Origin of the sequence: Thermococcus sp. LS2 (assembly GCF_012027375.1) — an archaeon.
Lineage (GTDB): Archaea > Methanobacteriota_B > Thermococci > Thermococcales > Thermococcaceae > Thermococcus_B.
Genome location: NZ_SNUI01000005.1, coordinates 53,103 through 74,758, shown reverse-complemented (window position 1 = coordinate 74,758; position 21,656 = coordinate 53,103). Strand labels below are relative to the sequence as shown.

Sequence of the window (21,656 nt, the reverse complement as noted above, 5' to 3'; positions counted from 1 at the left end):
AGGCACTCCATTATCATGTTCACAGTTTTTCTAGCTATTCTCGGGAGTACAAAGCGATAGGGAATTGAGTTTACCCTACCTTTGGTGTTTTAAGTTTGTGGTCTCTATTTCCATGTTAAACATATATATTTACCTAATTTAGTTTGTTTGTCCGAAATGTTTAAATTACCTAAAGCTGGGTATTTTCATGGTGGTATTATGAAAAGGCTGTTAGCTTTAATCACACTTGGGGTTCTGATTCTGGGAGTTGTTGCAAGCGGCTGCATAGGTGGAGGTACTGAAACAAGTGAAAAAGCTTCCCCAACGTCATCAGCAACACAAACAGAGCTCAAAAAAGCAACTTTAAAGATTTTTCACGCCGGTTCTCTGAGTGAGCCCCTTAAAGACGTTGGCGAGGCATTCAAAGAATATGTCAAGGAGAATCTTGGCTATGACGTGGAGATCCAAGCAGAGGCAAGCGGAAGTGTTATGGCAGTTAGGAAAGTTACAGATCTGCACAAAACAGCTGATATCGTGGCTGTTGCGGATTATACATTGATACCTCAGCTCTTAGTTCCAAATTACACTGATTTTTACGTCCTCTTCGCTACAAATGAGATTGTCATTGCGTTCACAGACAAGAGTAAATATGCTGATGAAATCAACTCAGACAACTGGTACGAAATCTTGGCAAGGCCTGATGTTAAGTTTGGCTTCAGCGATCCCAACCAGGATCCCTGCGGATACAGAAGTGTAATGGTCATGAAATTAGCTGACATCTATTACGGAAAGCAGATATTTGAGACACTTGTTGAGAAGAACACAAACATCTACGCAGAAGGCAATCATGTAATTGCTCCTAAGGAGATACAGGTTAAAAGTGATAAGGTCGTTATAAGACCAAAGGAAACTGATTTAACGGGTTTAGTTGAATCTGGCTCTCTTGACTATTACTTCATCTACAAGAGCGTTGCAATGCAGCACCACCTTAAGTTCATTGAGTTGCCAAAGGAGATAAACCTAAAGGACTTCACTTTGGCTGACTATTATGGACAAGTCAGCATAACTTTAGGCTCAACAGGAAAGACCATTAAAGCAAAGCCAATTGTCTACGGTGTCACTGTTCTCAAAGATGCTCCCAACAGAGAGCTTGCACTGCAGTACCTCCGCTTCATGCTGGGCGAGAAGGGCAAGGAAATCTTTGCGGAGAACTATCAGGACTTCATATGGCCACCAGTGGCATTTGGAAATGTTCCAGATGAGATTAAGGACGAGGTGAAGATTGAAGGCTAACCTTTTTATTTTTCCTTTTCAGAGGTGAAGATATGAAGCGCGACTATGTAACAGCATTCTTTGCTCTGATTGGAACGTTCCTCGTGCTGTATATTCTTCTACCATTAGTTGTTATCATAAGTAAGCAACTCTTCGATTGGGAGATGCTTGTAAAAGCACTCCATGATGAGCTTGTTTTGGATTCTCTTAAAAACTCCCTCCTAACATCAACAGCTACAATGATAATTTCCCTTTTCTTCGGTGTTCCTCTCGGCTATATCCTTGCGAGAAAAGATTTCAGGGGCAAAAGCTTTGTTCAAGCTGTTGTTGATGTTCCGATTGTAATCCCTCACTCTGTTGTTGGTATCATGCTCCTCGTGACCTTTTCAAACAGGATTCTCGACAGCTATCTGGGGATAATAATGGTGATGCTTTTTGTCTCTGCACCGTTTACGATAAATGCTGCCCGTGATGGATTTTTGGCTGTTGATGAAAAGCTCGAGCATGTAGCAAGAACTTTAGGAGCCTCAAAGCTTAAAGCATTCTTTACAATCAGCTTGCCTTTAGCGTTGCCTTCAATCTTTAGCGGTGCCATAATGACATGGGCAAGGGCAATAAGTGAGGTTGGAGCCATCTTAATTGTTGCTTACTATCCAAAAACAGCTCAAGTTTTAGTTATGGAGTACTTCAACAACTATGGACTGAGAGCTTCGAGGCCGATCTCTGTGATTTTAATAATATTAAGCTTGGGCATATTCGTTGTTTTGAGATGGCTCGTGGGGAGGTCGAGAAATGCTTAGGGTCGAAAACGTGAGCAAAGATTGGAAAGAGTTTAAGCTCAGAAACATAAGCTTCGAAGTCAACAGGGGTGAATACTTCATAATTCTAGGCCCAAGCGGTGCTGGGAAAACTCTTCTTCTTGAAGTTATCGCTGGAATTTTCATCCCAGACTCTGGGAGGATTTTTATGAACGATGAAGACATAACTTTCTTACCTCCAGAAAAGAGAGATTTAGCTTACATACCTCAAAATTATGCGCTCTTCCCCCATATGAGAGTTTACGACAATATCGCTTACGGATTAAAGCTGAGAAAAATTCCCAAGGTAGAGATCGAGAGAAAGGTTAAAGAGATTGCAGAAATCCTTGGGATTTCTCATCTTTTACATAGGAATCCAAAAACGCTGAGTGGAGGTGAGGCGCAGAGGGTTGCAATAGCTAGAGCTTTGGTTTTAGAGCCTGAACTTCTCCTTCTTGATGAGCCTTTTGCAAATCTTGATGTCCAAACAAGGGCTAAGCTGATTCAAGAGATGAAGCGCTGGAGGAAAGAGCTCAGCTTTACAGCTCTGCACGTTACCCATTCCTTCGAAGAGGCTGTCAGCTTGGGAGACAGAGTTGGAATAATGCTAAACGGAAAACTCATTCAAACAGGAGAAGTCAGAGAAGTGTTTGGAAAACCAAAGAATGAAGAAGTTGCAAGATTCCTTGGCTTTGAGAACATAATTGAGGGGATTGCAGAGGGCAGAATTCTGAAAGCAAATGGGATTCTAGTTGAACTGCCAATAGAAGCCAGAGGAAAGGTTAGAATCGGCATAAGGCCTGAGGACATAATCATATCAAATGAACCTATAAAAACCTCTGCAAGGAATGAGTTTAAAGCCAAGGTTTTGGCAATTGAGGATTTGGGCTCGCTAATTAGATTAACTCTTGATATCGGTGGAATTGAGCTTAAAGCTTTCATAACCCGCTCCTCTCTGATTGAGATGGGAATTAAGGAAGGAAAAGAGGTTTATGTCAGCTTTAAAGCAACGGCAATTCATGTGTTCTAATGCATTTATGTGTCTGTTGGTGCATTTCTTTGCCATTTGATGTCCCCAGCTTTACAAATAGCAAGGTTTTAAAGGTGAATTTTCGTTCATGAATCATGGTGATTCTAAAATGAGGAAGCTGAGTTTGGCAGAAGCGAGTGCAATCTTAATCGGAACTCAAATTGGAGCGGGAGTTTTGGGTTTGCCTTATGCTCTAAAGGATACCGGACTTTTGGGGATTATCATTGTTATTGCAACGGGATTGTTAACATTGCTCACAGCGCTGTTTGTTCTTGATTTAGCCGCTCACAGCGATGGAACTCTCTCTAAGATTGCCGAGGTCTATTTAGGAAAGGTTGGAGGATATTTGATGTTTTTAAGCATTTCTGTTCTGAGCTATGGAGCTTTGATCGCTTACATAGCTGGTAGCGGGGACATTCTTTCCTCTCTCTTTGGTATTAATGAGAAAGCTGGCGCTCTAATATTCTGGTTTGTAATGAGCTTGATAGTCTTTCTTGGCTTAAAAGCATCTGGAGAGGCTGAGCTTCTGCTGAACTTCCTTTTACTAGGTGCTCTAACCCTTGCAATAGCACTTGTTATTCCCAAAGCTGATGTCTCAAACTTAACGAAGATTGATTATTCAGCTATAACAAAGGGCATTGGTGTTGCTGTATTTGCCTATGTGAGCCATATGGTTGTTCCAGAGATGCTAAAAGGTTTGGGAGATGTGAAGAGGACCACAAGGGCTGTTCTGATTGGATACCTTGTTCCAATGGTGTTTTATGCTTTCTTCGTGCTTGCATTTGTTGGTGCTTTTGGGCCAAAGACTCCAGAGTTAGCCACCTCAGCCCTTGAGCAGCTCTACGGTAGTTTAGGTAAAATTTTGGGCTTAGTTCTTCCATTGGCTGCAATAAGCACGAGCTACATTGGAATTGGTTTGGCTCAGATGGACAACATGAAAGAGATATTCAGCATTAAAAGGTCTCATGCATGGCTTTTAACTGTGATTCCACCGTTGCTCATATACTTTGCTGGGCTGAACAGCTTTGTAAATGCCCTCTGGATGGCTGGAACCTTCGGCGGCTTGCTTTATGCAGGGATTCTACCAACAGTGATGTATATAAAAGCGAAAAAGATCCACAAAAAGCAGTATCTCCCAATACCTTACGGGTTTGCTTATCTCTCTGGACTTGTGTTCTTTTTGGTGTTTATCTACTCGATTTTATCTGTGTAATGCTTTTTCACCTTTTAACGTCCCACACTTACCAGGATTTGCTTCCAATTAGTCAGCGTCCAGCGGACGCTAAAAAGAGTAAGTAATAGAAAATCAGAAAATTGGAGAGGGACTCACTAGATTCCTTGCTTTGTGTAGCAGGGCACCCAAACTTCGATCAAACTTTGCACAGCAAAGTTTGCTTCACTTCAAAATTCCTAAGCTCTTGTTGGTCTTCTCTATGCTCTCCCACTTGTCTGCAAGCTCAAACATTGCTCTGATTGCGTCAATGTTCTCTGGCACAACGTCGCTCTCCTGATGAACTGCCTGAATGTAGAACAGCCTGTTGCCCTTAACGTTTATGCTCTCCTTCCAGACAGCTATTTCGTAGAGGTTGTTCCACTCTCTGTGCAGATCACGAGCGAACTCTATCAGCTGGGCAGTGCTCTCAAAGCCTTTCGCTTTCTCAAACAGCAGAACCCTCGTGGTGTTTTCAAAGATATCAATTACATCCTCCCTCGTAATTGGTTTCTTCAGCTCGACCATTATTGAGTGGACGTGCATTATTGTAGTCGGCACAACAAAAGCTGTCGTCTCAATGTTTATTGGAATAACTGTTTGAACATCGGGACCGTGATGAGATGGAACTTCAACGGTTGGCTTTATTGCATTGATCGGACCTCTCTTAATGTCATTTGGATCAGCGGCTCTTCTAATCATCACAGCGTAAACGTAGTCAATGTACTCTTGAATCGCACTTAGCGTCCTTGTTAATCCGGTTGTGTTGCATGAAACAACCCTAACGTAGCTCTTCCCGAGAGCTTTTTCATAGTTTGCCTGAGCAACAAAGGAAACCTCTGCAACATCAGCCTTTTCTCCACCTTGAAACACTGCTTTAACTCCGTACTTTTCATAAATTGGCTTATTCTTTGCTCCCATTCCTCCTGGAGTCGCATCAACGATAACGTCAACCTTCTGAAGCAAGTCTTCTAAAGTTCCGGCAACTTCAAAACCTACTTTTTCAAATCTTGGCAAGAATTCCTCTGATGCTGCATATACTGGAATGCCGAGCTCCTTTGCCCTGTAAGCTTCGAAGTCTGGCTTTGTCTTTGTTACACCTATAAGTGTCATATCATCTTGCTTTGTGATAGCATAAGCTACTCTTTTCCCTATTGTCCCGTAACCGTTAATTCCCACCTTAACTTTCACAGAAACCACCTCCAAAGATTATTTTAACAAGTTGATACTTAAACGTTGCTTTCACTGGAGGTGTTATGAAAAACCGTTTGATATGTGGAGCGAACGTTCGATTTATCGAATGATGGAAAACTCCAAAAAGACCGAGTGCTAAAGAGTTCTATGGGTGGTGCAAGTGTTCGCTGAAATCCTTACGATTGGTGATGAGCTCTTAACTGGACACACCGTTGACAGCAACTCCGCTTACATTGCTCAAAAATTAACAGAGAAGGGTTACTGGGTGAGGAGAAAAACGACTGTGGGAGATGATGTTGAGGAGATAAAAGCTGTAATCAGGGAGATACTCTCAAGAAGACCTTCTGTGCTGATTATTTCTGGAGGATTGGGACCGACACATGATGATGTTACTATGCTTGCCGTGGCAGAGGCTTTAGGCAAAAAGCTCGTTTTGAGAAGGGATTGTTTAAAGAGAATTGAGGAATTTTACCATGAGCTTTATGAGAAAGGTCTCATAGATGATCCAAACTTAAACGAGGCTAGAAAAAAGATGGCTCACCTTCCTGAAGGTGCCGAAGCATTGAGGAATACGGAAGGTGCTGCCCCAGGAGCTTACATCGAGCATGACGGCGTTAAAATCTTTGTGCTGCCCGGGATGCCGAGGGAAATGAAGGCTATGCTTGAGAACGAAGTTCTCCCAAAGCTTGGCGAGAGGAAATTCGTTCAGAGAAAGCTGGTGGCAGAAATTACAGATGAATCAAAGCTTGCTCCAATTTTGAATGAGACCCTCGAGAAGTTTCCCGTGAGGATTCACTCCTCACCGAAGGGCTTTGGAAAATATATTGGCATAATTCTCTTTGGTGAAGATGAAGAGATCATAGAAAAGGCTAAAAAGTTCATGGAGGAAAAAGGGATAAGATTTGAGGAAGGCTGGTGATTTCATGCTCCCCCAAGAAGTCCAAGCCATCATCGACGAGATGAAAGCCGAACGAATTCGAGGGGCAAGCTACTTAGCCAAAAGAGGTGCCGAAGCTTACCTAAAGCTTGCTGAGCTTTTGACTGGAGAAGAGCTTTTTGAGGCTTTGAAGGAGATGTGCAATGAAATTATTAGTGTAAATCCCACGATGGCTTCTCTCTACAACTTGATTCGTTTTATTCCTTTGACAAACAATCCAGAGTTCGTTAGAGCAAAAGCCGAGGAGTTTATAAAGCTTAGTGAAGAAGCAAAAAGGGAGATTGGTAATATAGGAAGCGAGCTAATTGATGAAAACGAGGTAATAATCACACACTCTTTCTCTTCAACAGTTTTTGAGATTTTAAAGGCAGCAAAGATGAAGGGTAAGCACTTTAAGGTAATTCTCACGGAGAGTGCTCCGGATTATGAGGGTCTCGCTTTGGCAAAAGAGCTTGAGAAGCTCGATATTTCATTTGAGGTTATTACCGATGCCCAGCTTGGGCTCTTTGCAAAGAAAGCGACTTTAGCGTTAGTTGGGGCTGATAATATAACCAGAGATGGTTGCGTGGTAAACAAAGCCGGCACGTATCTTCTAGCGTTAGCTTGTCATGATAATGGTGTTCCTTTTTACGTTGCGGCTGAGAGTTTCAAGGTTCATCCAGAACTTAAGGCTGAGGAAGTTGAGATCGTGGAAAGAAAATTCAAGAGAAACCACTTTCTGATAAGGAACTACCTCTTTGATATAACACCTTGGAAGTATGTGAGAGGGATTATTACGGAACTTGGGATTTTGGTGCCGCCAAAAGAGGTTTAGGGTCAGACTTCAATAACTTTGAATCCCTCTTTTGTTGCAATAATCAGTTTTCCTTTAAATTCTTCTTTGAGATTTTCAAGGACAAATTCTAAGCTTTCAATCATGTCTTTGGGGACTGGAGGATGTGTTTTGAGAAGAATGATCCCGGGGAACTCGTGTGGGGGATACATTAGAGTGTTGGCAAAATCAGAATCACGAGTCAGAAGGATTGAATTTGTATTCTTGGCTATTTTTGCAACTTCTGAATCTTTGGCTCCTTTAGGGACATACACTGCATGATAACCCTTGGATTCTAGGAATTTCTTGACTGATAGTGGGACATTCTCATCAAGTAGAAACCTTAACGACATTATATTCTCCCCGTATGAGCCTTGCTGCATATTCAATAGCCTCTCTTATCATTTCCTCGCTTAGCTGCGGATACTCTTTAAGTATTTCTTCAATGCTCATACCAGCAGCTAGCATCTCAAGTACATCACTAACCAGTATTCTTGTTCCTTTAAAAACAGGTTTTCCATGACAGATTTCGGGATCAACAACTATCCACTTCATGCTTTAGTTTTAGTCTGAAAAGTGTTATAAGTATATTGGTCTAGAAATTAGAAACTAAAGTGAGTAATTAAATGAGTAATTAAATAAGAATCCAAAACGGCAATTCATCCCAAAGCCTTTTCAATCAATGCTCTAACGTGAATTTCCGCGGTATCGAGAACTTCAGCACTAACATCTTCTGGTTTTATAGCTAATGGAAGCTCTGTGCATCCTAATATAACACCTTCAATATCTTGTTCACTCATATATTTCTCTATGACATCTAGGAGGTAGGGTTTGCTTTTAAAGTTTCCAAATACGAACTCTTCGAAGAGTATTCTGTTTATTTCCTCAATCTCATCTTCATTTGGCACTATTACATCGAAGCCCTTCTCTTTGAGCGCTTCCTTGTAGAACGGCATTGTCATTGTAGTTTTGGTTCCTAAAAGAAGAAGCTTTCTCAGCCCTCTTCTTTTAGCTTCCTCAGCAACCGCGTCAATTATGCTGACCATTTCAACGTTTATAGCTCTTTGAACATCAGAAAACACCATGTGGGGAGTGTTTGCTGCAATCCCAATCACTTCAGCTCCAGCTCTTTCTAAGGCTTTTGCTGCGTTTATTAGGATTCTTTTCCTACCTTCCCAGCCATCGGGATTGTCTTTGAACTCCTTGAAGTTGATGCTGTAAATAATCAGCTCTGGATAAAAATATAGCCCAAACTTTTCTCTTGAGATTTCAATGAACTTTTTATAATAGTAGAGTGTTGATTCTGGACTCATTCCACCGATTATTCCTATCTTTTTCATACTTCCACCTCCAAGAAAATTAAGAAAAGAAGTTTATGAGACTTTTTAATGAAAAAGTCTTCACAAAAACAAAAACTAAAGCATCTCAACAATCTTGTCCCAAATCTTTTCAGCCAGTTCTCTCTTGTTCATTCTTGGGAATTTTTCGGCTTTGTCTTTTGTAACCCAGTAAACCTCATTTTCTTCACTGCCAAAAGCGATCTCACCCTTGTTGGCAATCACAACATCGCTTTTGGCTTTCTCAATCTGGTTTCTTGCCTGAGCAATAAGCTCTTCCTCACTAACACCATATTCAGCCTTAAATCCAACCAAGAACACATCCGGTTGTATCTCCTTTACCCTCTGGATTATCTTTGGGGTTGGAACCAATTCCAAAATGAGTGTTTGTCCGCTCTTTATCTTCTTTTCAGCCTTTTCTTTTGGTTTGAAATCGCTGACAGCGGCAGCTAAGATTACAACATCATACTTTTTACTCATCAGCTCATTTTCTATTGCGCGCAACATTTCTTCAACAGTCTCAACTTCAATTTGATTTTCTACAAAGCTTGGCACACTTCCCTTGGTTTTGATTAAAGTCACCTCAGCTCCTCTAAAGTCAGCCTCTTCCGCCAGAGCAACGCCCATTTTTCCAGAACTTTTGTTTGTAATGAACCTTATTGGGTCAATGTATTCTCTTGTAGCTCCTGCTGTTACTAAAACTCGCTTACCTTTCAAATCCTTCTTGTGGAGCTTTTTAATGACGCGGTAAACGATTTCGTCAATGCTGGCAACTTTTGCTTTGCCTTCTTCGAATTTTGGCCCTATAAACTCGACACCAAGCTTTTTGAGCTTCTCTATATTCTCCTTTACTATTGGATGTTCATACATGCTTGAATGCATAGCAGGGGCTATCATTATCGGTGTGTGGGCAAAAGCTGTTGTCACAACGGTTGTGACTGGGGTATCATCAATCCCACATGCTATCTTTGAAATTGTGTTTGCAGTTGCTGGACACACTAAGACCAAATCTGCTTTATTCTCATGCTCTCCCACCAATTCAACATGCTCTATAAACCCGGTAATCTCAGTAACTACGGGATTTCCAGTTGCAAACTCCATTGCATAGGGATGAATTATTTTCTGGGCACTTTCGCTCATAACAGCATGAACCTCTGCCCCGTGTCTTATCAGCTCTCTCGCCAGCTTTACACACTCAACTGCCGCTATGCTTCCAGGAATGGCAAGAACAATTTTCTTACCAACAAGTTTTCTGCTTTTGGTTGCATAAATCAGCTTAACATGATGAAGCATTTTTATTCACCTAATAGTATTTCTCTCTTTCACACTTAAAGCTTTTAGGAGTGTTCCAAAGAGTTCAAAGCCTCGCTAAATGAAAAGATGCAGACTTTATAGAGCTCAGTTTTATCTCACAGTATCTTCTTCGAATTTTTTCACTTCCTCCTCACTTCCGACCCATACAACTATCACCGGCTCAACTGTTATCATGCCGTCCTTAATCATTGGTTTTATCTCGCAGATTGCCTTCTCTATCTTGTAACCTCTATCAACGGCTTCTATGACTATTGGTAAATCAGTAGAAAGCCTCAATATATCAGCAGAGTGCATTTTGCTTTTCTTGCCAAAGCCCAAAATTCCCCTATACACCGTTGCTCCAGCAATTCCCATTTCACGAAGCTTTTCAACTATCGCCTTGTAGAGAGGTTTCCCATCATAGGTGTCATTTTCTCCAATGTATATCTTCAATCTCAGAGTATTCCAGTGCTCAACTTCAACCATAAAATCACCTCCTTGCTAGAATGAAGCCCAAAAACACCAAGCTTATGGTAATTATAACATTTGCCGAGATGTTGAGCAAAGCTAGAGTGTATTCTTTCTCCCTCAAGAGGATAAATGTTTCGTAGGAAAATGTCGAAAACGTACTCAAAGCTCCGCAGAAACCCGTTCCCAAAAAGAGTCTTGTATTTGGAGAAACGTCGTAACCAAAGAAGAGTAATCCGTAGAGATAGCCGAGTATAAAGCTCGCTATGCTGTTCACCAAAAGCGTTCCTACTGGGAAGTCTTTGTAGACTGGCAAAATTCCAGAGATGTAAAATCTTGTCAACGCTCCTAATGCGCCTCCCAGGGCAATTGCGACTATAAGCTTAGCGTTCATTTTTTCGACCCGCCTTTAGGTAGTATTCCACAATTTCCTCCACTTCCTTGCTTAGACCCTTTCCTCCCAGCATTTTGTTCTCCGACGCATAGCCAAGTATTTTTATTGCAAGCAGTCTATTAGTTGTGTAAACTTCATAGAGCTTATAGTTAAGGGATGCCCTAATGCTGTTGAGGTGTAATATCTCTCTTTGGATGTCATCTATGACATCTACACCCTTTTCAGATATCAACCTTTTTGCTCTTTCCATGTAGTCTTTCATTTTCCTCCCTCAGCTTCTCTAGTTCTCTCATGAGGAGTTTTTGATCTCTCATAGCCTTCTCATACTTCTCTCTCATTAATGCAATTTCTCTTTCGAGCTCTTTTTTGGTTTTTAAGAGTTCAGCAAGATGTTCTATTCTCTCATTCACTCCTTTCCCTCCTCTCGAATTGGAGATAACAGTGGATCAGCTCCTCAATTTCTCTGTAGTCTTTCTCTTTTTTCCCAAGCATCTTTCTAAGCCTTTTATTCTCTGCAATAAGCCCAGATAACTGGATTGCTAAGTTTTGATTATCCATTGCTATTCCATAGGAAGTAAACTTCAACGGAGACCATTTGCCTTCAACTTCATAGAGCTTTTCTTCAAGCTTTCTCACTTCCTTTCTCAACTCCTCAACATTCACGTTGGTACTTTCATCTAAAAACTCTCCGAGAAGGATTATTTTGAGAGCTTCATCTAACCTAAACCCGTGCTTTTCAGCAATCTCCTTAATCTTCTCAAAAACTTCATCATCAATTTGAAATACGACTTTTCTCCAACCTACTTCAGGCTTTACTACAATTTTCATATTCTTTCATCTCTTCTCTCAGTTTTCTGTTTTCCAGGCTGAGTTGCAATCTAAGCTTTTTCATTTTTTCTTTATCTCGCTTGGCTTTTTCACTGAACTCTAACAGCATTTTATAGTGAGACTCAACATCCCTGAGTCTCTTTTTCAATCTTTCACGTTTTTCAATCAGATATTTGATTTCGAGAAGTTTCAAAGTCCTCTCAAGCTCTTCAAGGGAAGTAAACTTCTTCTGGATTTCCCGCTTTTCCTTCCTAATTTTGTGGAATTCCTCACAGCTGACCCTAATCTCTATTTCCAAGGAGGACACCTCTAAAGATTGAGTGCGGTTTCTGTTTCTTTATAAAATTAACCTCCAATGGGAGACCCTTAAGGCTCTCAATAGCTTTAAGCACTGATGTGGCTTCTCTTTCTGTTGGGGCTTCTTTTGAGCGGTAGTCAAATTTTTCAATAAAAGCCCTCATTAGATCTTTAGTTCTCTCGAGCTTTTTTATTTGAATCTCTCTTAGCTTGCCAGCCAGCTTTGGACTTCTTTTCCGAAGGAGGAGCATCAGCTCTTCGTAGTGCTTTTTGCATAGAATTGCTTCTGAGTTCTTATAGTCTTCAATAAGTTCGCTGAGTCTGTCAGCTAGAGCTTCTATGGTGTGCTGCTCCTTTATCTCGACTAAATCACAAAGGTAGCACTTCTTCTCTTCGAGATTTTTCCCGCTTTTGAGGGAATTAATGTAAATGGAAAGCATGTGCTCGTAAATAATTGCCACTCCAAGCCCACCGTAGAGAGGGTTTGAATATGCTATCTCCTTCATTTTCCATGCATGATAAGTGCATAAGCCTAAGCTCTCTGCAAACTTCTCTCTAACGCTGGGATTGTTGACATGCTCGTACAGTATCTGGCCGATTATATCCTCTTCGTACTTTTTGAGCATTCTGCACACTGGACAGCCAGATTCTTGAATAGCCTCTCTTAAATAAATCCCAATCAAATCCATAGCCATTCCTCAGAAGCTGAGCAGATCGCTTAACGTTCTCAGTGCTCTGTATGTGTTCTGGAAGTTTGATATCCCCATCTCTAGCGAGCGTCTAAATCCTCCATTGGGATTCTGCAAAGCTCTGATGAATTTGATGTGTTCTTTTATGTATCTTGGCTTTTTCCCAAGGAGCTTCAGCCCTCTTATCGCATAAAACGTTGGTTCGAGATACGGCGGTAGAGATAATGGCACTTCAGTAAATCCTCCATGGACTTCGCACTCTTCAAAGAACCTTGTTTTTGGTATTGGATATCCCAGAGCGTTTAGAGAGTAGAGCGCTTGGTACGTCATTGTAACTGTTGGCTGGTTAACTCCATAGCCGTTGCCTTTTCTAAAGCTCTCAATGAACTCTCTAATTTTTCCTTCATATCATTCTCCAGCTTGTAATCCAAAGTTGCAACTGCTCTTAGTACCCAATAAGTTGACTCTAAGGGTGTTGCCGCGCCAAACTCTTCACTTCCACCTAATCCGACAGAGAACTGTCCCTCAAGGGGGTTGTATTTTTTGAAAATGTACTGGAGTTTTTCCAATGCCAAATCTCTTGCCCCTAAAATTGCAAGGGCTTCGCTTGCCATTGCAAGAGCAACTGTAGCTCTGTGAGCTTGTGCTGAATTGTCTAAGAATTCAATTGTTTTTTCTTTTTCTGGAATTTCAAGATTGAGCAGATCGTAGATTTTAACGGCATAATATGTGTCATTTATGTTAGTTTCATTTAGGAGTGAGACGAAGCAGTAGCCTCCATCCTCATGGCGTCTCTTTGAGATGTAACTAACGACAGCATTAATATTCACATATCTCGCAAGTTCATAGAGCTTCGAGCCCATTCTACCGCCTCCTAACTGTTTTATGATAATTAGCGGTTAGAACAGGCGTCATCAGCCCTTAGCGGGCGGTTCGGGCTCGAAGCCCCGGGCGGACGCCATCGCCCAAGTTAACATAAGAGAGAAAATATTTAAAGATTTTGGTTAATCGTTTAAATTAAAACCAAAAATCGGTGAAATCATGAGGACAATATGGTTTGTCTACATAGGTAATTATGAGTATAAAGATGCCGTTTTTGATGCATACAGTGAGGTTAATAGATATCTAGCTGAGAACAAGCTCCCTATCCGCCTTATCTTTCACGCTTCCAACGAAATCGAAGAGGCAGCTAATGATGTCGTTCTGGAGCTGAAGCCTGGATTCACCATTATGATTGAGACAGAGGAAGGTAAAGTGTTGGCGTATCCCCTAGAGGGCATTGTTGATATTCTCCATGGGTGGCTTGTTAAAACTCGTGATGAGGTGTTGGAGAGATACGAGAGATACTATAAGGAGAATATAGTGAAGAAAAGCGAGAATAAGGACGAAGAAACGCAAAGAAAAAATCAAGAAGGCAATGCAGGAATTGATAAAGAAAAAGTTGAAAATGGAGTAGAAGTCATTCATGAAGGAACTAAAGAGAAAACGATTAATATAGCGGACTTCTATGAAAATGATATCCCAGACACTGTTATAGGTGTTGTAAGCTTGCCTCTCGTTACAAGGAATCCTTACCTTGACTTCTATGAGAAATTCTTAGGAATTCAAAAACAAATCTCTGGACTGAACATCATAGTTGTTTCTGCAAGTCCCTTCTACCATGAAAATAAGCTGATTTTTTCACAAAGACTTTTCAAGGCTATTCTGCACGAATTAGGGCATGCTTTTGGCTTAGATCACTGCTCTGAGAACTGTGTGATGAATCCTCCTGCGACCATTGATGATTGGGATTCAAGAATTCCGGACTTCTGCCCTAAATGCTTTTTGGAGCTGAAGAGGAATGTTGAATGGAAAGCGAATAAGTGTGATAATACCAGCTTACAACGAGGAAAAGAGGATAGGGAACGTTCTTCAACGGATGCCTGAATTTGTTGACGAGGTCATTGTTGTTGATGATGGGAGCAGAGACAGAACTAGCGAAGTGGCAAAGAAATTTGGAGTGAAAGTCATAAGATTAAAACAGAACCAAGGGAAAGGTAAAGCTATGAGCGAAGGCATTAAAGCAGCAAGTGGAGATATAATCGTTTTTATGGATGCTGACGGACAGCACAAGCCTGAAGAGATAATAAAACTTGTTGAGCCCATTGTTGAAGACGAAGCGGATTTTGTAATCGGCTCAAGGTTGATAAAAGCCCAAGGAGAGAGGCCGCTGATAAGGAAGATAAGCAACTTCATAACGACTTCTCTCATTCGCTTGAAGTTAGGGATAAATGTTAAGGACACCCAAAGTGGATTTAGAGCTATAAGAAGGGAGTTTCTACCTGAGATTGAGAGCAGGAGGTATGAAGTCGAGACTGAAGTTTTAATAAAGGTTGTGAAGAAGGGTGCAAGGATAAAAGAAGTTCCTGTTTCGATGATTTATGGAATTGAAACTGGTCATTTTCGGTTTGAAGATATTGTGAGATTTTTAGAAGTTCTTTTGAAGTACTAAACTGAAGTTTGGTTCTATTATCCGAGTGAGTATTAAATAACTGAAAGTATTATAAAGGAAAAACTTTTAATAGTTAATTTACATAATTCACTACAAACGTTTGTGGTGTTTGTTATGCGGTTTCTAATAAGACTCAAAGGCGAGAATTCAGAGTTCAAGATTCCCTATAACCATCTCTATTATCTACAGGGTCTGATTTATAGGAGAATCCAAAGAACAAATCCAGAGCTAAGCTTATCTCTGCACAGGCCAAAGACTCCAAAGCTCTTCACGTTTTCGCTTTTTATGACCAAAGAGCGGCGTATGATAAGGAACAGCAAATACTTCATCGGTAGAGGGGAGGGGTTCTTCTACTTTTCAACAGCTGTTCCCGAGATAGCTGAGGCATTCATTGGAGGCCTTTTGCAAGAGCCAGAAGTTCAGCTTTGGGATGAAAAGTTTTACGTTGAGACTGTTAAAGCCTTACCAGAACCAGTTTCATTTAGTGGAAAAAGATATTCAACGCTCTCCCCGATAGCTGTTACAACCATAAAGCTTCAGTTTGGAAAGCCGAAGCACTATGATTTAGGCCCAAATGAGCCAAAGTTCTATGAAAATTTAGGGGAAAATCTAAAGGAGAAGTATATGCTGATTCATGGGAAGAAACCTCCGGAGGATTTTGAAATTGAAGTGTTAAATGCAAAGCCCAAGCGCTTCGAGATTAAGCCTGGGATTTTCCAGAGGGCTTGGCACATGGTGTTCAAAGCATATGGAGATGATGAACTGATTAGGGTTGGCTATCTTGTCGGCTTTGGGGAGAAGAACTCTTTAGGATTTGGGATGGTGAAGGTTGATGGGGGAAATAGAAAGAAAGTTTAAGCAAGTGACTGGATTTGCTCCATATAAGTTTCAAAAGGAAGCTATTGAATACCTCTTAGAAGGCTATTCTTTAATCGTTAGAGCACCGACAGGGGCAGGAAAAAGTGAAATGGTGCTGATTCCTTTTATCTCTGAAGTGAACGAAAGCTTGCCTTCTCAGCTTATCTATTCCTTGCCAAATAGAACCCTTGTTGAAAGTTTAGGTAATAGGGCTAAACGCTATGCATCCTTTAAAAAGCTTAGAGTTGCTGTTCACCATGGAAAAAGAGTTGAAAGTCAGCTTTTTGAGGAGGATATAATTATTACAACAATTGACCAAGCGGCGGGAGCTTATTTAAGCGTGCCCTTAAGCATGCCAAAAAAGTGGGGAAATATCTTCGTTGGTGGTGTTGCATCTTCAATGCTGGTGTTTGATGAAGTTCACACGTTGCATCCAGAAAAAGGACTGTTGACATCGGTAGCAATGAGCATTGAGAGTTCAAAGCTTGGATTTCCATTTGTCATGATGTCTGCTACACTCCCAGAGAGCTTTATGGAAAAAGTAAAGAATATGGCAGAGAAGAAAGGAGGAAGAGTGCACATAATTAACGTTGATGATGAAAACGAAATTACTTCGAGGAAAACTCGGAAAGTTTATTTAGATAGTACTCCCCTTCGCTCTAAGACTTCCTTAAGTGCTGAAGAAGTTCTGAGACATTTGGATGATTCCAAAAACCTTTTGGTTGTTGTTAACACCGTTAGGAAAGCTCAGGAACTCTATCTTAGCCTCGAGGATAAGGTAGATGTTCCGTTATTATTACTCCATTCACGGTTTCTTGATGAAGATAGACAAGCTAAAGAGAGAACAGTTTTAGAGATTTTTGGAAAGAAGCAAAGAGAAGGAATCTTAATTGCCACGCAAGTAATTGAAGTGGGTATGGACATCTCCTCCTCAAAACTTTTGACAGAAATTTCTCCTATTGATTCTCTTATCCAACGAGCGGGAAGAGTCGCAAGATGGGGTGGCGAAGGTGAAGTTGTCGTGTATGATGTTGAAAGAAAGCAAGGAAATGCTTATGCACCATACACCAAAGAACTTGTTGAACCCACAATTGAAGCTCTCAAAGGTGTTGAGCTTTTGAACTGGCAAGCTGAGGTAATGCTGGTTGATAAAGTTCTCTCTAAACCTTTTGAGAGTTATCTCGATCCATATAAATTCTATGAACGGTTGGGAGGTTTGGTTAGGGCTGTTTACGAAGGAAAGCGGGCATATGTTGAAGAAAATGTTAGAGAAACTTATTCAGTTGAGATAGCACTATATGAAAACGTTGAAGAACTTAGAGATGAACCAGAGAAAGCATTTAGGCTCAAGCGGTTAAGGGTTGACTTTAGAGTTTTGGCTGGTAAGTTCAACTACCTACAGGAGATTGGTGCCAAAATTTACCGTGTGGAGGAAAATCCACTCATCGACGAATACGAGAGCAAGTATGAGCTCGTGGAAGTTCAAAGCAAAGAAGATATCATGCCATTTGAGTTTTACATAATTTCCGGAATAAGTTACTCTCCAGAGGTTGGTCTGCTATTTGACAAAAGTGGTGAGATTAAGAGCTTTGAATTTGAAGAAAAGGAACATCTGTTTAAGCTTGAGCTAAAAGAATTAAAGAGAGAAACATGGGTTGAGCATTCACTAAAAACACTCGAATTTTTAAGAACATATATGTTACCAAGATATGCTTATCCAATCAAAACATTTGCCAAATATTTTGGTATCTCCAAGAAGGACTTAATTAGTTGGATTGAGCTTAGTGTGGCTTTGCATGATGTGGGCAAGCTTAACTATTACTGGCAAAAGGCAGTAGGATGGCAAAAAGGAGAAGAGCCAATAGCCCACGGCTTTGAGAATGTTAAGAAGTTGCCGCCTCATGCAACTGTGTCTGCCAAAGCTTTAGAGCACTATTTAATGGAACAGTTTGATGATGAGGTATTGTTCAAGGTTTTCTATTTAGCAATAGCACATCATCACTCGCCTTGGTCTTCTAAATATCAAAAGTTCAAGCTTATTGAGAATGCACATGAGCACATATCCCTAATCTACTCAATTCCAGAAGAGCTGATAATCACAAAAAGTGCCTCTGGAAGTCTGCTTTTCAAATACTTGAATATTGACGATGAGAATGAGTATTATCGTCTATATGGGTTAGTCTCTAAGCTTTTGCGTATCTCAGATAGGCTTGCAACGGGTGGTGAGTCATATGAATCGATATTTAGTCCCTAAACAGGGATGGCAGTTTTTGGATTTGGCAAAGGCTTATGGAGTTGGTGTTATCGTCCATGCTCTCTCTGGAGATGCAGAGATTTCTGACGCTGGGGCGTACTATGAAGTTAAAACACAAAAAGAGTTGGATTTCTCAAGAATACCTAAGATACAGGAATATCTCGGAGACGACCTTGAGGAATGGAATTACGTTCTTGCCACTCTTAGCAAGGCAAAAGTAGAAAAGCTGAAGCAGGAGATAAGAAAATTTTTCAGCGATGAAAACAATGTGAAGAAACTCCTTAGTGGGCATCTTGGAGGAAAGTCTGTAACCCTCCCACAATCGCTTGAACTTGCCGCAAGTAAAGGCATTAGGAAAGCCGTTCCAAGTTCATATTCGGAAGACCAAGTGAAAATTCTGCAAGACGAGCTTTATCTTGCGGTGCTTGGAGCCATAAACGTTTCACTGTGGAAATATTCTAAGGAATACTGGGTAGCTGTGTATCCATTGCCCTCTAATACGAAGATTAGGCACATTCAGGACATTAGGTCAAAGCTGAAGGATTCTGTAAAGGGATTTCATAGAGCAGGTTATTTTGCAACAGTTGCATATATAGCAGCAAAGCTAGTTAAGGAAGAAAAAGCTCTCAGTAATGGGGGAAAGTTTTCACCCAAAATCGGTGGGCTCTTCTATGGAGTCATGATGAAAACAGGTAATCAACCAAAACCATTCACATCTGGGCTGTTTCCACTTGAGCTTCTTCATACCATAGTTGTCTCCAACGAAGATGCACTCGATATGTGGTTGAAGATATTTGAATTCACATCATTCAAGAAAGGCTACGAAGATTTAGCACTGTCTTTAGCAAAGTTCATAGCAGAACCAACATTAGACAACTACTATTCTTATGCAAGACTTCACTTGAGGAACGAGCTCAGAAAAGAGGGCCTAAAATTTGGAGTTTATGACGCGGATTCCCTTTTGGAGGTGTTGAAGAATGTCGAAGTTAGCTGAGCTTTTTGAAAACGAAGCTATAAAGGACTTTGGAAAAGCCCTTAGGAGGGCGCTGAGAATAGGAGAGGACTACTCCTCTTTGGTGGAACTTGAATATGTTGAAAGCAAAGAGCAGTTTGTAGGGGCAATAAAACGCTTTTTGAGGAGGTATGAGACATTAGCCAAGAAAGGCTACAAGGGTAAGCCATTAACCAGACCAAAAGAAACAAGCTTAGTTGAGCTGATGAGGCTTGTTGATGAATATGGAGTAAAGCTTGTTCGCTCTGCCTTAATTAGCTATGCTCTTGTGAAAGGAGGTGAAGAAAATGAGTGAAAAAGTTTTTGAAATTGCAATTTTGGGAAGAGCCCTTTGGGAGCTCCACAGCTTGAACAACGAAGGCAATGTTGGAAACGTTGTTGAGCCAAGAAGCGTTAAGATAATTGATCCAAATACTGGAGAAGCTGTAACAACTGATGGAATTTCCGGGGAAATGTTGAAACACATTCATTCAGAGTTTATGTGGCTCCTCGATGGCAAGGAAAATCTATGTGATGCATGTAAGGTTCTTCAGCCGGAAAGATTTAATTATGTCATTAAAATCGGAAAAGAAAAGCCAAGCACAGTAGAAGAAGCCGTCAAAAAAGCTCTTGAATCCTGTGATATTTGTGATGTGCACGGATTCATGATTGAAAAGCCTACAGTTGCGAGAAAATCAACCATAGAGTTTGGATGGGCTTTAGGCATTCCTGAAGTTTATAGGGATATTCACTTACACGCAAGACATGCATTAGGTGAAAAAGAGAAGAAGAAAAATGATGAAGAAAGTGAGGAAATTCGGTCACAAATGATTTACCACAGACCTACAAGAACTGGAAAATATGCAATTGTTACAGTTTTCCAGCCATGGCGCATTGGTTTGAATGAAGCAAGGCAGGATGTATATTCCTACGATGGAGAGCGTAGAAAAGAGCGCTATCAACTGGCACTAAAGGCCTATCAGCTAATGTTCACAAGACCTGAGGGAGCAATGACAACAACAAGGCTTCCACATGTAGTTGATTTTGAGGGTGTAATAGTTTATTCCACAAAACCTGTTCCAGTGCCAGTAATTTCTCCGTTGAAGGAAGACTACAAAGCGGAAATAAAGAAGATAGCTGAGACAATTGAGGGGATTGAAGTTCTTGAGTTTAAAGGAGTGGCCGATTTCGTGGAGAAGATTGGCACGCTGTTAAGCAAAGAGCCCTACGAGATGAACTTTGGGGGAGAGAAATGAAATGGATGAGGCTTAGGATTCACTTTCCTTCATTTTATTCCTACAGAATCCCAGAGTATTCGTCCCAGTATGCGTTAGCTTTGCCTCTAATCGCACCATCCACAATAAAGTTAGCTCTCGTTGCAACGGCAATTAGAATGAGCGGCAAAGTTAGCGAAGGGAAAAGAATCTTTGAGTATGTAAAAGATGCAAAGGTTGGAATTAAACTCCCTAAAATCATTGTAGTGAATAGTGTTTTCATCAAGAGACTAAAAAAGAAGAAAGATCAACCAGGTTTTCAGCCAAGCTTCGGAGTTAGGGAATACGTTCATTTCAGTGGGGACTTAGAAGTTTATTTGGGGTTCAGCAAAATTGGGATTCCAAAGGAATTAATAACCTATGCACAGAGCATTAGATATCTCGGAACAAGTGATTCAATCGTCTATGTAAAGAGCGCAGAGTGGATAGATAAAGAACCAGCTGATGCTGTTTTCCCTTCAGAACTCTCAAAGCTTCCTGAAGGGGCAATTATTTACCCAGTAAAGGACTTTGCAAAAAAAGTTACATTTGAGCAGATTAACCCCTACTCATCTAAAAAAGCTGGAAAACCTTATGAGACCAAATATTGCCCCATACTCCTCTCAAAACGTCCAAAAGAGGGCAAGAACTGGAAACTCTTTGTGCTTTCTTAGTTTTTTGTTGTTTTTTACAGTAAAGACTGTATCAAAAATTACACCTTAGACTGTTACACTTTCAGGTGTAATGGAGGCCTTTCCAATGACCGACCTATATCCCGAACATCACCTCCTAATCCGTGGCACAGAAATTAACTACCTCTTCATCTGCCCAACTAAACTCTGGTACTTTTCTAAAGGCATCACCATGGAGCAAGAGAGTGAATGGGTTGACCTTGGCAAGTTCCTCCACGAAAAGAGCTACTTCGGAGAAGAAAAGGAAATCAGAATCGGTCCAATAAGCATTGACTTCATCAAGAAAGGTGACATCATTGAAGTCCATGAAGTCAAAAAGGGCAAATCAATGGAGAAGGCCCACGAGATGCAGGCTCTCTATTACCTTTACTACCTCAAGAAACTTGGCATAAATGCGAAAGCTATTCTGAATTATCCAAAGCTCAGAGAAACGAAAGAGATAACACTTGAAGGAAGAGAAAAAGAAGTTGAAGAAGCTATAAAAGAAGTTGAGCGGGTAAAATCGCTCCCAACCCCACCTAAGCCTGTAAAAACAAAGAAGTGCAAAAAATGTGCATATTATGAGCTCTGCTGGGTTTGAG

The 21,656-nt window shown here is 40.8% G+C and carries 27 protein-coding genes, 1 pseudogene and 1 riboswitch; of the genes and pseudogenes, 15 read left to right on the top strand and 13 right to left on the bottom strand.

Annotated elements, in window-relative coordinates; genetic code table 11:
• Positions 1-198: 198 nt before the first annotated feature.
• From wtpA to E3E24_RS07920, 4 genes are all read left to right on the top strand, one after another.
• Positions 199-1,272, top strand: a complete 1,074-nt coding sequence (wtpA, locus tag E3E24_RS07935; RefSeq protein ID WP_167886745.1) for a tungstate ABC transporter substrate-binding protein WtpA — start codon at positions 199-201, stop codon at positions 1,270-1,272.
• Positions 1,273-1,304: 32 nt separating this feature from the next.
• Positions 1,305-2,051: a tungstate ABC transporter permease WtpB gene (wtpB, locus tag E3E24_RS07930; RefSeq protein WP_167886746.1), complete on the top strand. Its 747-nt coding sequence runs from the start codon at positions 1,305-1,307 to the stop codon at positions 2,049-2,051.
• Positions 2,044-3,078: a tungstate ABC transporter ATP-binding protein WtpC gene (wtpC, locus tag E3E24_RS07925; protein WP_167886747.1), complete on the top strand. Its 1,035-nt coding sequence runs from the start codon at positions 2,044-2,046 to the stop codon at positions 3,076-3,078. Before wtpB ends, wtpC begins: the two co-directional genes overlap by 8 nt.
• Positions 3,079-3,187: 109 nt before the next feature.
• Positions 3,188-4,291 carry an aromatic amino acid transport family protein gene (locus E3E24_RS07920; protein ID WP_167886748.1) on the top strand — a complete coding sequence of 368 codons (1,104 nt, stop codon included), beginning with the start codon at positions 3,188-3,190 and terminating at the stop codon, positions 4,289-4,291.
• Between the two features lie 183 nt (positions 4,292-4,474).
• On the opposite strand, the gene E3E24_RS07915 is transcribed toward E3E24_RS07920, so the two are convergent.
• The gene (locus E3E24_RS07915) at positions 4,475-5,479 is read right to left on the bottom strand and encodes a phosphorylating glyceraldehyde-3-phosphate dehydrogenase (RefSeq protein WP_167886749.1); all 1,005 of its coding nucleotides are present in this window, start codon (positions 5,477-5,479) and stop codon (positions 4,475-4,477) included.
• Between the two features lie 163 nt (positions 5,480-5,642).
• On the opposite strand from E3E24_RS07915, the gene E3E24_RS07910 reads away from it, so the two are divergent.
• Positions 5,643-6,401 carry a molybdopterin-binding protein gene (locus E3E24_RS07910; protein ID WP_167886750.1) on the top strand — a complete coding sequence of 253 codons (759 nt, stop codon included), beginning with the start codon at positions 5,643-5,645 and terminating at the stop codon, positions 6,399-6,401.
• 4 nt (positions 6,402-6,405) lie between these two features.
• Complete coding sequence (locus tag E3E24_RS07905) at positions 6,406-7,233, top strand: translation initiation factor IF-2B subunit alpha (RefSeq protein ID WP_167886845.1); 828 nt, start codon at positions 6,406-6,408, stop codon at positions 7,231-7,233.
• A gap of 2 nt (positions 7,234-7,235) precedes the next feature.
• On the opposite strand, the gene E3E24_RS07900 is transcribed toward E3E24_RS07905, so the two are convergent.
• From E3E24_RS07900 to E3E24_RS07845, 12 genes and pseudogenes are all read right to left on the bottom strand, one after another.
• On the bottom strand, positions 7,236-7,583 hold the full coding sequence (locus tag E3E24_RS07900; protein ID WP_167886751.1) for a DUF5615 family PIN-like protein: 348 nt from the start codon (positions 7,581-7,583) through the stop codon (positions 7,236-7,238).
• A complete protein-coding gene (locus tag E3E24_RS07895; RefSeq protein WP_167886752.1) occupies positions 7,561-7,785 on the bottom strand; it encodes a DUF433 domain-containing protein in 225 nt (74 codons plus the stop codon). The genes E3E24_RS07900 and E3E24_RS07895 overlap by 23 nt, the downstream gene beginning before the upstream one ends.
• A 104-nt stretch (positions 7,786-7,889) precedes the next feature.
• A complete protein-coding gene (locus E3E24_RS07890) occupies positions 7,890-8,570 on the bottom strand; it encodes an aspartate/glutamate racemase family protein (protein ID WP_167886753.1) in 681 nt (226 codons plus the stop codon).
• A 75-nt stretch (positions 8,571-8,645) separates the two neighbouring features.
• Positions 8,646-9,860 carry a bifunctional phosphopantothenoylcysteine decarboxylase/phosphopantothenate--cysteine ligase CoaBC gene (coaBC, locus tag E3E24_RS07885; RefSeq protein WP_167886754.1) on the bottom strand — a complete coding sequence of 405 codons (1,215 nt, stop codon included), beginning with the start codon at positions 9,858-9,860 and terminating at the stop codon, positions 8,646-8,648.
• A 111-nt stretch (positions 9,861-9,971) separates the two neighbouring features.
• Complete coding sequence (locus tag E3E24_RS07880; RefSeq protein ID WP_167886755.1) at positions 9,972-10,346, bottom strand: DUF190 domain-containing protein; 375 nt, start codon at positions 10,344-10,346, stop codon at positions 9,972-9,974.
• A gap of 4 nt (positions 10,347-10,350) precedes the next feature.
• Positions 10,351-10,722, bottom strand: a complete 372-nt coding sequence (gene crcB, locus E3E24_RS07875; protein ID WP_167886756.1) for a fluoride efflux transporter CrcB — start codon at positions 10,720-10,722, stop codon at positions 10,351-10,353.
• Complete coding sequence (locus E3E24_RS07870; RefSeq protein WP_240912197.1) at positions 10,712-10,984, bottom strand: hypothetical protein; 273 nt, start codon at positions 10,982-10,984, stop codon at positions 10,712-10,714. The genes crcB and E3E24_RS07870 overlap by 11 nt, the downstream gene beginning before the upstream one ends.
• The gene (locus tag E3E24_RS07865; RefSeq protein ID WP_167886757.1) at positions 10,944-11,132 is read right to left on the bottom strand and encodes a hypothetical protein; all 189 of its coding nucleotides are present in this window, start codon (positions 11,130-11,132) and stop codon (positions 10,944-10,946) included. Before E3E24_RS07865 ends, E3E24_RS07870 begins: the two co-directional genes overlap by 41 nt.
• A complete protein-coding gene (locus E3E24_RS07860) occupies positions 11,125-11,550 on the bottom strand; it encodes a hypothetical protein (protein ID WP_167886758.1) in 426 nt (141 codons plus the stop codon). The genes E3E24_RS07865 and E3E24_RS07860 overlap by 8 nt, the downstream gene beginning before the upstream one ends.
• Positions 11,528-11,848, bottom strand: a complete 321-nt coding sequence (locus E3E24_RS07855) for a hypothetical protein (RefSeq protein WP_167886759.1) — start codon at positions 11,846-11,848, stop codon at positions 11,528-11,530. The genes E3E24_RS07860 and E3E24_RS07855 overlap by 23 nt, the downstream gene beginning before the upstream one ends.
• Complete coding sequence (locus E3E24_RS07850; protein WP_167886847.1) at positions 11,832-12,536, bottom strand: DUF6062 family protein; 705 nt, start codon at positions 12,534-12,536, stop codon at positions 11,832-11,834. The genes E3E24_RS07855 and E3E24_RS07850 overlap by 17 nt, the downstream gene beginning before the upstream one ends.
• 9 nt (positions 12,537-12,545) lie before the next feature.
• Positions 12,546-13,399, bottom strand: a pseudogene (locus E3E24_RS07845) (prenyltransferase/squalene oxidase repeat-containing protein).
• Positions 13,400-13,434: 35 nt separating this feature from the next.
• A riboswitch (Fluoride riboswitch) is annotated at positions 13,435-13,511 on the bottom strand.
• Between the two features lie 66 nt (positions 13,512-13,577).
• Here E3E24_RS07845 and E3E24_RS07840 point away from each other — a divergent pair.
• The 9 genes from E3E24_RS07840 (at position 13,578) to cas4 (ending at position 21,655) form a co-directional block, all read left to right on the top strand.
• A complete protein-coding gene (locus E3E24_RS07840) occupies positions 13,578-14,462 on the top strand; it encodes a peptidase M54 (protein WP_240912199.1) in 885 nt (294 codons plus the stop codon).
• Positions 14,377-15,027: a glycosyltransferase family 2 protein gene (locus tag E3E24_RS07835; protein ID WP_167886761.1), complete on the top strand. Its 651-nt coding sequence runs from the start codon at positions 14,377-14,379 to the stop codon at positions 15,025-15,027. The genes E3E24_RS07840 and E3E24_RS07835 overlap by 86 nt, the downstream gene beginning before the upstream one ends.
• A 114-nt stretch (positions 15,028-15,141) precedes the next feature.
• Positions 15,142-15,885 carry a CRISPR-associated endoribonuclease Cas6 gene (gene cas6, locus E3E24_RS07830; protein WP_167886762.1) on the top strand — a complete coding sequence of 248 codons (744 nt, stop codon included), beginning with the start codon at positions 15,142-15,144 and terminating at the stop codon, positions 15,883-15,885.
• Positions 15,860-18,139: a CRISPR-associated helicase Cas3' gene (gene cas3, locus E3E24_RS07825; protein WP_167886763.1), complete on the top strand. Its 2,280-nt coding sequence runs from the start codon at positions 15,860-15,862 to the stop codon at positions 18,137-18,139. Before cas6 ends, cas3 begins: the two co-directional genes overlap by 26 nt.
• Entirely contained in the window at positions 18,117-19,133 is a 1,017-nt protein-coding gene (locus E3E24_RS07820; protein WP_167886764.1) for a hypothetical protein, read from the top strand. Before cas3 ends, E3E24_RS07820 begins: the two co-directional genes overlap by 23 nt.
• The gene (locus E3E24_RS07815; protein ID WP_167886765.1) at positions 19,117-19,446 is read left to right on the top strand and encodes a hypothetical protein; all 330 of its coding nucleotides are present in this window, start codon (positions 19,117-19,119) and stop codon (positions 19,444-19,446) included. Before E3E24_RS07820 ends, E3E24_RS07815 begins: the two co-directional genes overlap by 17 nt.
• Positions 19,439-20,386 (top strand): DevR family CRISPR-associated autoregulator, encoded by a 948-nt coding sequence (locus E3E24_RS07810; RefSeq protein ID WP_167886766.1) that lies wholly within the window; start codon positions 19,439-19,441, stop codon positions 20,384-20,386. The genes E3E24_RS07815 and E3E24_RS07810 overlap by 8 nt, the downstream gene beginning before the upstream one ends.
• The gene (cas5a, locus tag E3E24_RS07805; protein ID WP_167886767.1) at positions 20,383-21,057 is read left to right on the top strand and encodes a type I-A CRISPR-associated protein Cas5a; all 675 of its coding nucleotides are present in this window, start codon (positions 20,383-20,385) and stop codon (positions 21,055-21,057) included. The genes E3E24_RS07810 and cas5a overlap by 4 nt, the downstream gene beginning before the upstream one ends.
• Before the next feature lie 70 nt (positions 21,058-21,127).
• Entirely contained in the window at positions 21,128-21,655 is a 528-nt protein-coding gene (cas4, locus tag E3E24_RS07800; RefSeq protein ID WP_240912200.1) for a CRISPR-associated protein Cas4, read from the top strand.
• Position 21,656: the final 1 nt, after the last annotated feature.

Excerpts from the sequence above, each read along its gene's own strand:
- wtpA (WP_167886745.1), top strand. The coding sequence starts at position 199 with ATGAAAAGGCTGTTAGCTTTAATCACACTTGGGGTTCTGATTCTGGGA.
- wtpB (WP_167886746.1), top strand. The coding sequence starts at position 1,305 with ATGAAGCGCGACTATGTAACAGCATTCTTTGCTCTGATTGGAACGTTC.
- wtpC (WP_167886747.1), top strand. The coding sequence starts at position 2,044 with ATGCTTAGGGTCGAAAACGTGAGCAAAGATTGGAAAGAGTTTAAGCTC.
- E3E24_RS07920 (WP_167886748.1), top strand. The coding sequence starts at position 3,188 with ATGAGGAAGCTGAGTTTGGCAGAAGCGAGTGCAATCTTAATCGGAACT.
- E3E24_RS07905 (WP_167886845.1), top strand. The coding sequence starts at position 6,406 with ATGCTCCCCCAAGAAGTCCAAGCCATCATCGACGAGATGAAAGCCGAA.
- E3E24_RS07900 (WP_167886751.1), bottom strand. The coding sequence starts at position 7,583 with ATGTCGTTAAGGTTTCTACTTGATGAGAATGTCCCACTATCAGTCAAG.
- E3E24_RS07895 (WP_167886752.1), bottom strand. The coding sequence starts at position 7,785 with ATGAAGTGGATAGTTGTTGATCCCGAAATCTGTCATGGAAAACCTGTT.
- E3E24_RS07890 (WP_167886753.1), bottom strand. The coding sequence starts at position 8,570 with ATGAAAAAGATAGGAATAATCGGTGGAATGAGTCCAGAATCAACACTC.
- coaBC (WP_167886754.1), bottom strand. The coding sequence starts at position 9,860 with ATGCTTCATCATGTTAAGCTGATTTATGCAACCAAAAGCAGAAAACTT.
- E3E24_RS07880 (WP_167886755.1), bottom strand. The coding sequence starts at position 10,346 with ATGGTTGAAGTTGAGCACTGGAATACTCTGAGATTGAAGATATACATT.
- crcB (WP_167886756.1), bottom strand. The coding sequence starts at position 10,722 with ATGAACGCTAAGCTTATAGTCGCAATTGCCCTGGGAGGCGCATTAGGA.
- E3E24_RS07870 (WP_240912197.1), bottom strand. The coding sequence starts at position 10,984 with ATGAAAGACTACATGGAAAGAGCAAAAAGGTTGATATCTGAAAAGGGT.
- E3E24_RS07860 (WP_167886758.1), bottom strand. The coding sequence starts at position 11,550 with ATGAAAATTGTAGTAAAGCCTGAAGTAGGTTGGAGAAAAGTCGTATTT.
- E3E24_RS07850 (WP_167886847.1), bottom strand. The coding sequence starts at position 12,536 with ATGGATTTGATTGGGATTTATTTAAGAGAGGCTATTCAAGAATCTGGC.
- E3E24_RS07840 (WP_240912199.1), top strand. The coding sequence starts at position 13,578 with ATGAGGACAATATGGTTTGTCTACATAGGTAATTATGAGTATAAAGAT.
- E3E24_RS07835 (WP_167886761.1), top strand. The coding sequence starts at position 14,377 with ATGTTGAATGGAAAGCGAATAAGTGTGATAATACCAGCTTACAACGAG.
- cas6 (WP_167886762.1), top strand. The coding sequence starts at position 15,142 with ATGCGGTTTCTAATAAGACTCAAAGGCGAGAATTCAGAGTTCAAGATT.
- cas3 (WP_167886763.1), top strand. The coding sequence starts at position 15,860 with ATGGGGGAAATAGAAAGAAAGTTTAAGCAAGTGACTGGATTTGCTCCA.
- E3E24_RS07820 (WP_167886764.1), top strand. The coding sequence starts at position 18,117 with ATGAATCGATATTTAGTCCCTAAACAGGGATGGCAGTTTTTGGATTTG.
- E3E24_RS07815 (WP_167886765.1), top strand. The coding sequence starts at position 19,117 with ATGTCGAAGTTAGCTGAGCTTTTTGAAAACGAAGCTATAAAGGACTTT.
- E3E24_RS07810 (WP_167886766.1), top strand. The coding sequence starts at position 19,439 with ATGAGTGAAAAAGTTTTTGAAATTGCAATTTTGGGAAGAGCCCTTTGG.
- cas5a (WP_167886767.1), top strand. The coding sequence starts at position 20,383 with ATGAAATGGATGAGGCTTAGGATTCACTTTCCTTCATTTTATTCCTAC.
- cas4 (WP_240912200.1), top strand. The coding sequence starts at position 21,128 with ATGGAGGCCTTTCCAATGACCGACCTATATCCCGAACATCACCTCCTA.